The 14,529-nt window shown below is 74.1% G+C and carries 12 protein-coding genes; 6 read left to right on the plus strand and 6 right to left on the minus strand.

The genetic code is table 11. From position 1 onward, the window contains the following. Position 1: 1 nt before the first annotated feature. The 4 genes from OG553_RS22170 to OG553_RS22185 form a co-directional block, all read right to left on the minus strand. Complete coding sequence (locus OG553_RS22170; protein ID WP_405980653.1) at positions 2-964, minus strand: carbohydrate ABC transporter permease; 963 nt, start codon at positions 962-964, stop codon at positions 2-4. Positions 965-969: 5 nt separating this feature from the next. Beyond that, a complete protein-coding gene (locus OG553_RS22175; protein ID WP_405980654.1) occupies positions 970-2,304 on the minus strand; it encodes an ABC transporter substrate-binding protein in 1,335 nt (444 codons plus the stop codon). A 99-nt stretch (positions 2,305-2,403) separates the two neighbouring features. Beyond that, positions 2,404-3,693: an ROK family transcriptional regulator gene (locus OG553_RS22180; RefSeq protein WP_405980655.1), complete on the minus strand. Its 1,290-nt coding sequence runs from the start codon at positions 3,691-3,693 to the stop codon at positions 2,404-2,406. 133 nt (positions 3,694-3,826) lie between these two features. Beyond that, positions 3,827-4,915 carry a mechanosensitive ion channel family protein gene (locus tag OG553_RS22185; RefSeq protein ID WP_405980656.1) on the minus strand — a complete coding sequence of 363 codons (1,089 nt, stop codon included), beginning with the start codon at positions 4,913-4,915 and terminating at the stop codon, positions 3,827-3,829. A gap of 280 nt (positions 4,916-5,195) precedes the next feature. Between OG553_RS22185 and OG553_RS22190 the strand changes: the two genes are divergently transcribed. Next, the gene (locus OG553_RS22190; protein WP_405980657.1) at positions 5,196-5,750 is read left to right on the plus strand and encodes an HNH endonuclease; all 555 of its coding nucleotides are present in this window, start codon (positions 5,196-5,198) and stop codon (positions 5,748-5,750) included. 289 nt (positions 5,751-6,039) lie between these two features. On the opposite strand, the gene OG553_RS22195 is transcribed toward OG553_RS22190, so the two are convergent. Then, positions 6,040-9,063 (minus strand): beta-N-acetylglucosaminidase domain-containing protein, encoded by a 3,024-nt coding sequence (locus OG553_RS22195; protein WP_405980658.1) that lies wholly within the window; start codon positions 9,061-9,063, stop codon positions 6,040-6,042. 214 nt (positions 9,064-9,277) lie between these two features. Between OG553_RS22195 and OG553_RS22200 the strand changes: the two genes are divergently transcribed. The 3 genes from OG553_RS22200 to OG553_RS22210 are packed head-to-tail and all read left to right on the plus strand — an operon-like array spanning position 9,278 to position 11,763. After that, positions 9,278-9,490, plus strand: a complete 213-nt coding sequence (locus OG553_RS22200) for a hypothetical protein (protein WP_405980659.1) — start codon at positions 9,278-9,280, stop codon at positions 9,488-9,490. Between the two features lie 18 nt (positions 9,491-9,508). Then, positions 9,509-11,509 carry a 4-alpha-glucanotransferase gene (locus OG553_RS22205; protein WP_405980660.1) on the plus strand — a complete coding sequence of 667 codons (2,001 nt, stop codon included), beginning with the start codon at positions 9,509-9,511 and terminating at the stop codon, positions 11,507-11,509. A 20-nt stretch (positions 11,510-11,529) separates the two neighbouring features. Beyond that, positions 11,530-11,763 (plus strand): hypothetical protein, encoded by a 234-nt coding sequence (locus tag OG553_RS22210; RefSeq protein ID WP_385770679.1) that lies wholly within the window; start codon positions 11,530-11,532, stop codon positions 11,761-11,763. Positions 11,764-11,880: 117 nt separating this feature from the next. On the opposite strand, the gene OG553_RS22215 is transcribed toward OG553_RS22210, so the two are convergent. Beyond that, entirely contained in the window at positions 11,881-12,390 is a 510-nt protein-coding gene (locus OG553_RS22215) for a MarR family winged helix-turn-helix transcriptional regulator (RefSeq protein ID WP_405980661.1), read from the minus strand. Positions 12,391-12,558: 168 nt separating this feature from the next. On the opposite strand from OG553_RS22215, the gene OG553_RS22220 reads away from it, so the two are divergent. After that, entirely contained in the window at positions 12,559-13,521 is a 963-nt protein-coding gene (locus OG553_RS22220; protein ID WP_405980662.1) for an EamA family transporter, read from the plus strand. 45 nt (positions 13,522-13,566) lie between these two features. Further along, positions 13,567-14,526, plus strand: coding sequence for a DMT family transporter (locus tag OG553_RS22225; protein ID WP_405980663.1), 960 nt, complete (start codon positions 13,567-13,569; stop codon positions 14,524-14,526). Positions 14,527-14,529 lie beyond the last annotated feature (3 nt).

Genomic DNA, 14,529 nt, shown 5'->3' on the forward strand with positions numbered 1-14,529 from the left:
CTCAGTCACCGGCTCCGATCAGTCCGCCCCGCCGGCGCATCAGGAGCGCGGTGAAGGCCATGGAGAGGGCGAACAGCACCAGGGCCAGGACGCAGGCGGAGCCGTAGTCGAAGCGCTGGAAGCCGAGGTGGTAGACGGTCTGGGGGAGGGTCAGCGTGGACCTGTCGGGGTAGCCCGGTTCGGTCTGCTGGCCGGAGCCGCCGATGATCCCGGCGGCGGCCTTCTGGGCGACCGTCGGCTGCGTGTAGTACTGCATGGCCTGGATGACCCCGGTGACCACGGCGAACAGGACGACGGGGGAGATGTTGGGCAGGGTGATGTGCCGGAAGCGGGCCCAGGCCCCGGCCCCGTCGAGCTCGGCGGCCTCGTACTGCTCCTTCGGTACGTCGAGCAGTGCGGCCATGAAGATCACCATCAGGTCGCCGGTCCCCCACAGCGCGAGGGCGGTGAGCGCGGGCTTGGACCAGCCGGCGTCGGTGAACCAGCCGGGCTGGGGCAGTCCGGCGGAGTCCAGCAGGGTGTTGACCGGGCCCGTGCCGGGGTTGAGGAGGAAGACGAAGGCGAGGGTCGCGGCCACGGGCGGGGCGAGGTAGGGCAGGTAGAACAGGGTCCGGAAGAGGCCGGCGCCGGTCTTGACCTTGGTGACGAGCAGGCCGACGCCGAGGCCGAAGACGACCCGGCAGCTCACCATGACCACGACGAGCCACAGGGTGTTGCGCATCGCCGGCCAGAAGAGCGGATAGTCGGTGAAGACGTAGCTCCAGTTGTCCAGGCCGTTGAAGGCGGGGGGCCGGAAGCCGTCGTAGCGGGTGAAGGAGAAGTAGACGGTGGACAGCAGCGGGTAGGCGAAGAAGACGGCGAAGCCGATCAGCCAGGGCGACAGGAAGGCGAGGGTCCGCAGGGCGGAGCGCCGGTGTCTGGCCCGCAGGGCGGGGGTTACCGGGGTGTGGGCGGCAGGGGTCATCGGGGTTACTCGGCCTTCGCGATGTCCGTGTCGATCTGCCGGTCGGTCTTGGCGAGCCCGGCGGCGAGGTCGGGGACGTCGCCCTTCTCGACGGCGTACGCGAAGTCCTGGAAGGTCAGCTGGTAGGCGCCGCCGTCGGCGCGGGCGGGGGTGGTGCTGGACTTCGCGTGCCGGGCGATGTCGAGGAACGTCTTCGACTCGGGGGTCACCTGGAGCTTCGGGGACCGGAGCGCCGCCAGGGTGGAGGGCACGTTGTGGATGGCGTTGGCGAAGGCGACGACGGCCTCGGTGTCGGTGGTCATGTACCGCACCAGCTCCCAGGCGGCGTTCTGCTTCCGGCTCGTGGAGGAGATGCCCATGATGGTGCCGGAGACGTAGCCCTTGCCGTAGTCGCCCCGCTGGTCGTCGGGCACGGGCAGCGGGGCGGTGCCGATCTCGAAGGGGACGCCGGCCTCCTTGGCCATGGCCGGCCGCCACTCGCCGTCGATCTGCATGGCGACGAGCCCCTTGTGGAAGGGGTGTTCGGCGCTCCACTCGTCGCCGAAGCCGGCGCGGAAACGTTCCAGCTTCTCGTAGCCGCCGAGCTTCGCCACCAGGTCCTTCTGGGCGGTCAGCATCTTCGCGAAGGCCGGGTCGCCGGCCAGGTTCGCCTTGCCGTCGGCGGTGAAGTAGGTGGGGCTCCACTGGGCGACGAGGCGCTGCGGGGTGGTCTCGTAGCCGTGGAAGGTGGGCATCACGCCGACCCGCTCGTACGAATCCCCCTTGGGCTTGGTCAGCTTCTGCGCGACCTCGGCGAACTCGCTCCACGTCACGGGCGGTCCGCTGATCCCGGCGTCGGCGAACGCGGTCTTGTTGTAGACGAGGCCGTAGGCGTCGTGCAGCAGCGGCAGGGTGCACTGGTTGCCCTTGTACTGCGTGTACTCCAGCAGGGTCGCGGGGAAGACCTGGTCCTTGTCGATCCCGGACTTCTGCATGAAGGGGTTCAGGTCGGCGAAGGCGCCGGAGTTGCAGAACTTGCCGACGCTGTCGGTGGCGAAGGAGGACACCACGTCGGGGGCCTTGTCCCCGCCCGCGCGCAGCGCCTGGTTGATCTTGTCGTCGGTCATGTTGCCGGTGGCTTTGACCTTGATGTTCGGGTGCGCCTTCTCGAAGCGGTGGATGCTGTCCTGGATGGCCTTGACCTCGGAGGGCGCGGACCAGCCGTGCCAGAAGCTGATGGTGACGTCGGCCTTCGGGTCGTCCGCGGCGTCGGCGCCGCTCTGGCCGGTGCAGGCGGTGGCGAGTACGGATATGGCGGCAAGGGCGGCCGCGGTGGTGGTCAGGCGTGCGGCTCGGGGCATGGGGGTGCTCGCTCTCTGGGGGAGAACTCGGGACAGGGGGTTTTACAGGGGGCTGCGGGGCCATGGGGCTGCGGGGCAAGGGGGCTACGGGTGTCGGCGTCAGCGGGAGGTGTCGAAGACTTCCTCGCGGGTGGCGGCCAGGGCGCTCTCCAGCGCGCCGCGCAGCACGGGCCGCTCGCGCACCTCGCCGGTGACCAGCCGCGGCCGGGAGGGGGCCAGTTCGGCGAGCTCGTCCTCCAGCAGGGTGCGCAGCGGGTCGCCGCCCGCGGTGATCAGGGCGCCCGACAGGACCACGATCTCCGGGTCGAGTACGGCGATCAGCGAGGCCAGACCGGTCGCGAGCGCGGTGGCGTACGAGCGGAGGAAGGCGAGGCGGGCCCCCTCCGGCTCGGCCGCGGCCAGCCGCAGCAGCTCGGCGCCGGCGGCCACCTGCGCGGCGGGCGGGGCGTCCGGCACGGGGCCGGATCCGAGACCGGAACCGAGACCGGATCCGAGACCGGATCCGAGACCGGAACCGGGGAAGGCGCCGGCGCCGGTTCCGGTGCCGATTCCGGCCGCGGCGGCGAGCGCGGGCAGCACCTGTACGCCGGCCAGCTCCTGGTAGCCGCCGGTGTTGGCCCGGGTGACCTGGCGGACCAGGGGGTGGCCGGGCACGGGCAGGAAGCCCACCTCGCCCGCGCCGCCGGTCCAGCCGCGGTGCAGCCGCCCGCCGAGCACGAGGGCGGCGCCGAGGCCCTCCTCGTTCCACAGCAGGACGAAGTCCTCGTGGCCGCGGGCCGCGCCGAGGCGCTGCTCGGCGACCGCGGCGAGGTTCACGTCGTTCTCGTACTCGACCGGCAGGGGCAGGGCTGCGGCCAGCTCGTCGAGGAGGGTGGGGGAGTGCCAGCCGGGCAGGTGGCTGGCGTAGCGCAGCCGCCCGGTGCGGGGGTCGAAGGCGCCGGGGGTGGCGATGACCAGGCGGTGCAGGTCGGGCAGGGTCAGCCCGGCGTCCGCCAGGGCCCCGCCGAGGGCCCGGGTGACCTGGCCGACGGCGTCGGCGCCCTCGGTGTAGGGGAGCTCGAAGCCGCCCACCACCTCGCCGGTGAGGTCGGCGACGGCGGCGAGCACCCGGTCGGGGGTCACGTCGAGGCCGCCGACGTGGGCGGCGCGGGCGTTGAGCGAGTACAACTGGGCGTTCGGGCCGGGGCGGCCGCCGTCGGTACCGGTGGCGACGACGAGCCCGGCGGCCTCCAGCCGGGCGAGCAGCTGGGAGGCGGTGGGCTTCGACAGCCCGGTGAGGTGTCCGATCCGGGTCCGGGACAGGGGGCCGTGCGTCAGCAGCAGCTCCAGGGCGGCGCGGTCGTTCATGGCGCGCAGCACGCTGGGTGTTCCTGGAGTGGCGGCGGGCATGGCGGGGGTCCCTCTCTCACCGAGGAGAACTGTTAGGTAAGTTTCCTATTGGCTTCCGAGGCGTGTCAACGCCGCTGCCCCGCCGGAACGGACCGGCGGGGCAGCGGAGGGCGCGGGTGAGGGGGCGGCGGGCCTACTTGGGCAGCCGGACCCCCGGCGCCGGCGCGGGTGCGGGCGCGGGAGCCGCCGGTATCGGGGCGGTGGCCAGGGACTGCGGGGAGGCCGGGTTGGCCAGCGCCGAGGGCGCCGCGACGGCCGCCGCCGGGTCGGCCGGGGCGGTCTCGTCCTCGCCGGGGGCGGGCGCGCCGCCGATGATCCGGATGCCGGCCGCGTCGAAGGCGTCCTTGATCCGCCAGCGCAGCTCGCGCTCCACCGCGAACTGCTGGCCCGGCATGGTCTTCGCCGACACCTTCACCGTCATGGAGGCCAGCAGCACCTCGTCCAGGCCCAGCACCTCCACGGGCCCCCACAGGCGCTCGTCCCACGGGGTCTCCTTCGCCAGGGTGTCCGCGACCCCCCGGACCACCTCGCGGATGTGCGCGAGGTTCTCCGTCGGCTTGACCTGCACGGCCACGCCCGCGGTCGCCCAGCCCTGGCTCAGGTTCCCGATGCGCTTGATCTCACCGTTGCGGACGTACCAGATCTCACCGTTGTCGCCGCGCAGCTTGGTCACGCGCAGACCGACCTCGATCACCTCGCCGGAGGCCACCCCGGCGTCGATCTTGTCGCCCACGCCGTACTGGTCCTCCATGATCATGAACACGCCGGAGAGGAAGTCCGTCACGAGGTTGCGGGCACCGAAACCGATCGCCACACCGGCCACACCGGCACTCGCCAGCAGCGGCCCCAGGTCGATCTTCAGCGCCGCCAGGACCATCAGCGCGGCCGTGCCGAGGATCAGGAACGACGACACCGAACGCAGTACGGAGCCGATCGCCTCCGAGCGCTGACGGCGCCGCTCCGCGTTGACCAGCAGCCCGCCCAGCGCGGTGCCCTCGACGGCCTCCGCGCTGGAGTTCATCCGGCTTATCAGCTTCGTCAGGGCCTTGCGGACCACGGTGCGCAGCGCCACCGCGATCACGATGATCAGCAGGATCCGCAGGCCGATGCTCAGCCAGGTGGCCCAGTTCTCCTCGACGAAGCTCGCGGCGTTCGTCACGCTCTCGGCGGCGTCGTCGGTGGTGGACGCTGCCTGCGGTAGCAGTGTGGCGGGCGAGGGCACGGCGGGAACCTCCAGGGGCATAGCGGGCCGCCCGCGGAACGGTCGTACGGTCGTGCTGGCTGTGCGGGCAGGCCCATCCACACTAACGGGGCACGGGACCGACCTCGTTGCGTTGTTCGAGGGAGAGACCGGACTCACCTGGGGATGAAAGGGAGTGTGGTCGAAAACACCCCGGGCCCGTTACCGGCGCGTGGTGGCGCTTCGACCAGCCGTAAGGGGAGACTGAGAGCAGATCGTCCCGGCGCGAGCCACGCGCCGCCGGCGTACAAGGAGGCAGTCCGTGCCGCACGTCCTGGTCCTCAACGCGTCGTACGAGCCCCTCGGCGTCGTACCGCTCCGCCGCGCGCTCGTCCTCGTCCTGGAGAACAAGGCAATCTCCCTGGAGGAATCGGGCGCCTTCCTGCACAGCGCGACACGAGCCGTCCCCGCGCCCAGCGTGGTCAGGCTCAAGCGCTTCGTGCGGGTCCCCTACCGGGGGCCCGTTCCACTCACCCGCCGCGCCCTCTTCGCCCGCGACGGCGGCCGCTGCATGTACTGCGGGGCCGTCGCCACCAGCGTGGACCACGTCATCCCGCGCAGCCGGGGAGGGCAGCACGCCTGGGACAACGTGGTCGCCGCGTGCCGTCGGTGCAACCACGTGAAGGCGGACCGGCACCTGCTGGAACTCGGCTGGCGGCTGCGCCACCAGCCGGCTCCGCCGTCGGGACTGGCCTGGCGGATCATCGGCACCGGGCACCGGGACCCGCGCTGGATGCCGTACCTCCAGCCGTACGGGGCGGAGGACGCGCTGGAGCGCATCGGCGTCCCGACGGCCACCGCCGCCGCCGCGTCCTGACGGACCGCCGGGCCGGTGCGCTGCCGCCGGGGCCGGTCCCCTACCCGCCCTTCGCCCGTTCCCAGGGGCTCCGCCCCTGACCCCGTCGCCTCAAACGCCGGCGAGGCTGAGATCAGCCCCGCCGGCGTTTGAGGCGCGGGCGCGGTAGCGCCGTGTCTTGAGCCGCGCCCGGCGACTGAGGGCGAGAACGGGTGAAGGGCGGGGAGGGGCGAGCCCCGCGCAGCGGCCGACCACCCGCGGACGACCCAACGGCAGCGGCCACGCGAACCGGCACCGGCCGAGCGGCGCATCAAGAAGGAGCTGCCACTGCCTGGGCCGTCGCGGACCAGAGGCTGCAGCCGAAGCGCGTCGCACGGCGTTCGCACGTCACGCGGACGAAGCGGGTGTCCGGCGCGTCCAGCCGGACCGCGTCCACCCCGCCCCGGGAGGAGACCACCGCGCCCGGACGCCACGTCACGCCGTCGCGGGACGTCTCCACCCGGAACTGCGAGGGGTACGCCTCCTGCCAGTGCAGGGTGACGAGGCCCACCCTGGCCGGCGCGGCCAGCTCGGCCTGCCACCAGGCGCCGTCCTCCGCCGGGGACGACCAGCGCGTGGCGGCCGAGCCGTCCACCGCCGCCGACGCCGGGAACTGGGGGGCCTCGACCCCCGAGGAGGTGGCCCGGGCCCCGCGCAGCAGGTCCGGCCCGCCGGTCCGCGGTACCGCCCGGACGGTGAGCACACGCACCTCCCCGTCGAAGGAGAGCGGGACCGCGTACTCCCCGGACGGGGTGCCCGCCGCGACGGTGACCTCCACCGGGACGGAGACCGTCGTCCCCCGGGGCACCACCACCTCCTGCGGCAGCCGCACCTGGACCCCGGCCGGCGGGGCCGCCGTCAGCGGACCCCGGAACTCCCCGGGCCGCAGCCCCGACAGCTGCGCGGTCACCGTGCGCGCGGCGCCCCCGGCCTCCACGTCGGCCCGGCCCCGGTCGGCCAGTTCGAAGCGGGCCCGCGGGCCGTCCGCGAACCACGGGACCACCTTGTGCACCACGGGGGCCGGGCCCGCCCACGACAGCCGGACCGCGTCCGCCCGTACGCCCTGCGCGTCGGCCTGCGTCCAGCCGGACACCGCCGCCTCGCCCAGCCGGCGCCAGCCCTCGCCGGGCACGTGAACCTCCACCGCGGCGCCCCGGGTGCCCGGCGCCAGCGGGTCCGTCATCACCGTCACCGCGGCGAGCGGACGCGCGGAGTCCAGCCGGACGGTGTGCGCTCCGGGCTCCTGGCGTACGGTGCCGTCCTTGCGGGCCGCGCCCGTCCAGGCGTCCGACTCCGCCGCCGCCCTCGCGAGGAAGGGGTCCAGCACGGAGGTGTCCACCCGCACCCCGCCCGGTTCCGCCAGCTCCTCCCGCGCCGCGGCGAGTTCCCGCGAGGCCTGCCAGGCGGCCGCCCCGTCGCCCCGGGCCTCGGCCCGCATCATGTCGACCGCCAGCTCGCCCGCGGCCCCGTACCGCGACAGCCGCTCCAGCCACGGCCCGGCCTCCGCCGCCACCTGTGCGTCGAGGCGCCGCGGGGCCTCCCGGAGCACGGTGAACGCCGCGCGCAGCCGCTCGCCGGCGGCCTTGTCCCCGGCGGCGCGGGCCCGCCAGAACTCCTCCACCAGCGGCTTCAGATAGGCAGACTCCTCCACCTTCAGGCCCGAGGCCGCGGTGTTCCCGGCCAGCGCCGCCAGCGCGGCCCGGGTCTTCGGGTCCGGGCCGGACAGGTCGCGCACGGCCGCCGCCCAGGACTCCCCGGCCCGGTAGCCGCGCGGGTTCCAGGCGTAGTCCGCGGCCGTGAACAGCGGGATCCGCGACAGGGTGCCCTGCGCCATCGCGTTGGCGAGCACCCCCGCCGAACCGCCCGCCACCGCCGGATCGCGCCCGGCGTACGGGCCCAGGAAGATCCGGCCCGGGTCCCAGTCGTTGACCGGGTAGTTGTCCATGGTGACCAGCGGGTGCGCGAGTGCCGCCCGCGCCCCGGCCAGCTCCCGGCCGGTGATGGTGCGCGGCACCACGCCCACGCCCGTCCAGGCCACTTCCACCCGCGGGTCCAGCGCCGAGGCCAGCGCCGTCCGGTAGGTGGTGGCGCCGTCCTGGAAGTACTCCGTCGGCATCAGGGACAGCGGGGCCGCCCCGGGATGCCGCGCCGCCAGGTGCGCGGCCAGCTCGCCCGCCACCTCGGCGTGGGCCTTCGCCGCCGCCGCGGGGCCCGTCCCGTACCGCACCCGGTCGGCCCGGCAGCCCCACTCGGTGTAGCTGACGTCCTGGAACTGCACCTGGAACGCCCGGAAGCCCAGCTCCCACATGGCGTCGGCCTTGCGCAGCAGCGCCGCCCGGTCGTCCGCCGACGCCAGGCACATCGACTGGCCCGGCGACACCGCCCAGCCCAGCACCACCCGGTTGGCGCGGGCCCGTTCGGCCAGCGCCCGGAACTCCTCCTGCCGTTCGCGCGGGTACTCCTCGCGCCAGGCCGTGGTGCGGTACGGGTCGTCACCGGGCGCCAGCAGCATCCGGTTCTGCTTGGTGCGGCCCAGGAAGTCCAGCTGCGCCAGCCGCTGCTCCCGGGTCCAGGGCTGCCCGTAGAAGCCCTCGGTGATCCCGCGCACGGGTGCGATCGGCCAGTCCCGCACCAGCATCCCGGGCACCTTGCCGTGCCCGGCCGCCAGCAGCTGGCGCAGCGTCTGCGCGGCGTGGAACAGCCCGTCCTCGCCCACCCCGGCCAGCGCGACCGTGTCCCGCCCGCCCGCCTTGCCCACCGCCAGCCGGTAGCCGCCGGCCGGCAGGTCCCCGGCCGGGGCCGCGCCGAGCGCCAGCAGGGCCTCCTCGGCGTCCGCGCCCTGGAGCCGTACGACGAGCGCCCGTTCGGGCAGCGCCGCGCCCGGGGGCCGCTCGTGCAGGGTGCGTACGCCGGCCGCGCGCAGGGAGGTGCGTACGACCTCGGCGGCGTACGGGTCCACGTCGACCGGGAGCACCAGTACGGCCTCCGCCGGCACCGGCAGCTCCCGGCCCGGGTCGGCGGTGGCCGACTGCGGCCGCGGCCACACGGCCGGACCCTCGGATGCCGCTCGGGGAACGTCGGAGCCCGGGTCGATGACGGCCCCGAGTCCCGACGTGTATACGGGGGCGGACCCGCTGTCGGGGCGCGATGAGCCCGAACTCCCGGGGGCCGCGCCGATCCTCGGCGGAGCCGAGGCGACGGCCCCGCCGAGGAGGGATCCGATGACCGCGACGGCCGCGGCCGTGGTCCGCTTCCTGCCCCTGAGCTGCACGGAGCCTCCCCCGTCCCGAGTCATCCGCCGACCGTGTGAACGGGCCCGAGCCCACCACCCGTGCGGCCGGGGTGTCAATGCGCGTGGGGTGATCTGACCTGGATCCGCCAGGAATGCGATGCCCCTGACTGGGTATGGCTGCGGTGTTCGCCACGGGTGTTGCATGGGCGGTCCGAAGTACCGCAGCGCGGTCCCAAGAACCGCCCGGCGGTCCGAAGAACCGTAGAGGGAGGACCTCATGAACGCCCGCCCCGCGTCCGGAACCCGCAGGAAACCCGCCCCGCTCGCCCACCTGCCCGTCCCGTCCGGTCCCTCCGACGAGCCGGCCGACGACGACCTGTACCCGCCGCTGACCAGCGAACCCCCGCTGGCCGGTTCCGCGTACGCGCCGCTGACCAGTGAGTCCCCGCTCGTGGCCGAGGCCCACCTCACCAGCGAGCCGCTCACCTAACCCCTCACCCAGCCAAGGATGACGATGGACGACCTCGCCCGGCTCGCGGCCCTCTACGGCGTCGCCACCTCCTACAAGCCCGCCGAGGACGTCACCGTCCAGGTGCCCGAGACCACGGTCCGGACCGTGCTGGGCCTGATGGGCGTCCCCGTCGACACCCCCGAGGCCGTACGGGCGACGGCCGCCGGCGCCGAGCGGGAGCGGGCCGGGCGGCTGCTCCCGCCGACGCTGGTGCACTGGCGGGGCGAACCCGCACCCGGGCCCCTGGCCGCCCTGCCGGCCGGGACTCGGGTGCGGGTGACCCTGGAGGACGGGGCCGGGCAGGCCGACTGGCACCCCGCACTGCCGCTCGGGGTGCACCGGCTGACGGCCGACGCACCGGACGGCCGCACCGCCTCCGCCACCCTGATCGTGGCCCCGGACCGGGCCCCGGCCGCGCCCGAGCGGGCCCACGGGCTGCTCGTCCAGCTCTACTCCCTGCTCTCGGAGCGCTCCTGGGGCATGGGCGACCTCGGCGACCTCGCGGAGCTGGCCCGCTGGGCCGCCCGCACCCACGGCGCCGGGTTCATCCAGGTCAACCCGCTGCACGCGGCCTTCCCGGGCACCCCGAGCGACCCGTCCCCCTACCGGCCCTCCTCCCGCCGCTTCCCGGATCCGGTGCACCTGCGCGTCGAGGACCTCCCCGAGTGGGCGGACTGCCCGGACCGGGACGCCCTCGCCGAACTCGCCGCCCGCGGCGGGGAGCTGCGCCGCGAGGTGCTGGAGAAGGGGGCGCTGATCGACCGGGACGCCGTGTGGGCCCTCAAGCGGGCCGCCCTGGAACTGCTGTACGCCGTCCCGCGGACCCCCGCGCGCGAGGCCGCCTACCGGGCGTTCCGCGCCGCGCAGGGGGAGGGGCTGGCGGCGCACGCCGCCTGGTGCGCGGCCGCCGCCGGGGAGGAGCCGGGGGAGCGCGCCGACTTCCACTGCTGGCTGGTCTGGCTGACGGACACCCAGCTGACCGCCGCCCAGCGGGCCGCGCGGCAGGCAGGGATGAGCGTCGGCATCGTGCACGACCTCGCCGTCGGGGTGCACCCCGACGGCTCGGACGCACTCCTCGGCCCCTGGCACCTCCGGGAGGCCTCCGTCGGCGCCCCGCCGGACGCCTTCAACGCGCGCGGCCAGGACTGGGGACTGCCGCCCTGGCGCCCCGACGTCCTGGAGGCCCACGCGTACGCCCCCTTCCGGGCGCTGCTGCGCGGGGTGTTCCGGTACGCGGGGGCGGTGCGCCTGGACCACGTGATGGGCCTGTTCCGGCTCTGGTGGATCCCGGAGGGGACCGCGCCCGCGCAGGGCACGTACGTCTCCTACGACGGGGAGGCGATGCTGGCCGTCCTGGTCCTGGAGGCGCACCGGGCCGGGTCGCTGGTGGTCGGCGAGGACCTCGGGACGGTCGAGCCGGCGGTGCGGCGGGCGCTGGCCCGGCGCGGGATCCTCGGCACCTCGGTGCTGTGGTTCGAGCGGGACTGGGCGGGCGACGGCGAACCGCTGCCGGCCGGTGCCTGGCGGTCCCAGTGCCTGGCCACCGCCACCACCCACGACCTGCCGCCCACCGCCGCCAAACTGGCCGGCTCGCACGTCGAACTGCGCGACCGGCTGGGCCTGCTGACCCGCCCTCTGGACCTGGAACGGGCCGAGGACGCCGCCGACACCGCCGAGTGGCTGGCGGTGCTGGACCGGCTGGGGCTGGAGACCAAGGGCGAGGAGGCCGCCGTACGGGCCCTGTACGCCTTCCTGCTCGGCACGCCCGCCCGGCTGGTCGGCGTATGGCTGCCCGACGCGGTGGGGGACCGGCGGCCGCAGAACCTGCCGGGCACCTGGGACCAGTACCCCAACTGGCGGCTGCCGGTCGCCGACGCGGACGGGCGCCCGCTGACCCTGGAGGCGCTCACCGCCTCGCCCCGGGCGAACGCCCTGCTGAGCGCGGTGCGGGAGGGCGCGCAGACCCGTACGGCACCCCCGGGCGCGCGCCCCGTTTAGGTGTTCGCTACTTTTGCACCGTGGACAAGAAGAACGCTCTGCGCGCCGGCGCCGTCACGGCCGGAACGACGCTGATGATGCTGCTGATGACGTCTCCCGCCCTCGCGCTGACCCGCGACGACGGCGACGACCCGGGCCCGGGCCTGAGCATTGGCGAGACGCTCGGCCTGTTCGTGGCCGCGCCGATCGTGCTGTTCCTGGTCATCGCGGGTCTCGTGATGGTCGGCGACAAGTCGCGCAAGAACCAGGCCTGACCCGACCGGGCAGGTCCCTTCACAAGACTTCCGGGCGCCGGAGGTCCGCGGAAACGGTATGAGCCGTTCCCGTCGCGACCTCCGGCGCCTCGTCGTACCCTGAAGCGCGCGGCCGCCCTAGGAAACGTCGGCCAGGAGCTTGCGCAGCATCCCGGTGAGCTGTTCGACCTCATCGGGGTCGAAGCCCTCCAGGGCCCGGCGGTGCACGGCCAGGCCGGCGGAGACCGCCTCGTCGGCGAGGGCGAGGCCCCGGTCGGTGAGGGTCACCTGGAGCCCGCGCCGGTCGTGCGGGTCGGGGCTGCGGGTGAGCAGTCCGGCCTTCTCCAGCTTGTCCAGGCGGCCGGTCATCCCGCCCGTGGTGAGCATCAGGGTGGCCGACAGCTGGCGCGGCGAGAGGGTGTACGGGGCCCCGGAGCGGCGCAGCGTCGCGACGACGTCGAACTCCCCGCGGCTGATGCCGTAGCCGTTGTAGGCGCGTTCCACGCCCTCGCCGACGGCCTTGGCGATCCGGTAGATGCGGCCGAAGACGGCCATCGGGGCGGTGTCCAGGTCCGGTCGCACGGCGGCCCACTGCGTGGTGATCGCGTCGACGGCGTCCGGCTGGGTGTCCCTCTTCACGTCGGTCATAACTGAAGTATCCGATTCCGCTCGCTCGTTCGCAAGAAAGTAGCTTGCGAAAAAGTAGCTTAGGAGTAAGCTACTTATCAGCGACCTACTCGGGGAGGTCCGGGGACGGGCCCCCGGGTAGGTCGCGGCCAACCCGCACCCGCCAGCCCGTCCTCATCTGCCCGAGGAGTGACCGTGAACCGCGTCACCACCACCATCCTGACCGCGCTCGCCCCCATCTCCTGGGGCTCGACCTACTTCGTCGCGAGCGAGCTGCTCCCCGCCGACCGGCCCCTCTTCACCGGGGCCATGCGCGCCCTGCCCGCCGGTCTGCTCCTGGTCGCCCTCTCCCGCGTCCTGCCCAAGGGCGCCTGGTGGTGGAAGTCCGCGGTCCTGGGCACCCTCAACATCGGCGCCTTCTTCCCGCTGCTCTTCCTCTCCGCCTACCGGCTCCCCGGCGGCGTCGCCGCGGTGCTCGGCTCGGCCGGACCGCTCTTCGTCGTCGGGCTCGCCGCCCTCCTGCTGGGGGAGCGGGCCAGGCTGCGGACCGTGCTCGCCGCCGTCGTCGCCGCGTTCGGCGTGAGCATGGTGGTACTGACCGCCGAGGCCGAGCTCGACCTCATCGGCGTCATAGCCGGAGTGGTCTCCTCCGCCTCCATGGGCGCCGGCACCGTGATGACCAAGCGCTGGGGCCGCCCCGAGGGCGTCGGCCCGCTGGCCGTGACCGGCTGGCAGCTCACCGCGGGCGGCCTGGTCATCATCCCGATCGCCGCGCTGGTCGAGGGGGCGCCGCCCGCGCTCGACGGCAAGGCCTTCCTCGGCTACGGCTACATGATGCTGATCAACACCGGCGCCGCGTACTTCCTCTGGTTCCGCGGCATCGGACAGCTCACCGCCACCTCCGTCACCCTGCTCGGCCCGCTCTCCCCGCTCACCGCCGCCGTCATCGGCTGGGCCGCGCTCGGCCAGGCCCTGTCGCCCGTACAGCTGGCGGGCATGGCCCTCGCCTTCGGCGCCACGGTCTTCGGCCAGCTCCCGGGCCGGGCGGCGAAGCCGGAGCAGGCCACCACGGAGCGGAACGGGGAATCGTTCAGCATGGCTAAAGAAACCAATCGGAATCTTTCGATGGACCTGGGCAAAGCGCAGGTGTGAAAGTGGGTCCACGACCCACACCACACACGCAGGGGGAAACCACCAGTGACCGTCACCGACCGCATCCGCACCGCACCCACCGCCGCCGGCACCCACGCCGGCGGCGGCGCCGTTGCCGGAAACGGGGCGAGGAAGGGAGCCGCCGGACTCGGCGTACTCCTCGCCCTGGTCGCCACGGTCGTCTGGTCCGGCAGCTTCGTCGCCACCCGCGGCATGGCCGACACGGTCCCGCCCGTCCAGGCCGTCTTCTGGCGCTGGATCATCGCCGCCGTCGCGGTCACCCCCTTCGCCGCCCGCCAGGCCTGGCAGCAGCGGGCCCTGCTCCGCAAGCACCTCGGCTACGTCAGCCTCGCCACCCTCTTCGGCGTCACCCTCTACAACACCCTGGTCCACCAGGCCGGCCTGACCACCTCCGCCTCCAACATGGGCATGATCATGGCCGCCTCGCCGGTCGTCATGGCCCTCTACGCCCGCCTCGGCGGCGAACGGCTCGGCGCCCGCCGCTCCTTCGGGATGCTGCTCGCGGCCTTCGGCGTACTGCTGCTGGTCGGCGACGGCTCCCTCGGCTTCGACTTCGGCGCCGGCGACCTGTGGATGTTCGGCGCCGCCCTCTCCTTCGCCACCTACAGCGCCCTCCTGAAGCGCAAGCCCGCCGAGATCGGCGGCCTGGCCTTCCTGCTCAGCACCTTCGTCCTCGGCGCCCTGATGCTGGCCCCCGCGTACGCCGTCTCCCTCACCGTCCAGGGCGGCTTCGAGGCCACCCCCCACACCGTCGGCCCCCTCCTCTACGTCGGCGTCTTCTCCTCCGCCGTCGCCTTCTTCGCCTGGAACAAGGCCATCTCCCTCATCGGCGCGGCCCGCGCGGGAGTCGTCTACTACCTCCAGCCGGTCTGCGTCGCGGTCCTCGGCCTGCTCCTCCTCGGCGAACGCACGGGCCCGGCCCAGCTCCTGTGCATGGCCCTGATCCTCGGCGGAGTCGCCATCAGCTCCACCACCCGCCGGTAACTT

Source organism: Streptomyces sp. NBC_00158, from assembly GCF_045160885.1.
Classification (GTDB): domain Bacteria; phylum Actinomycetota; class Actinomycetes; order Streptomycetales; family Streptomycetaceae; genus Streptomyces.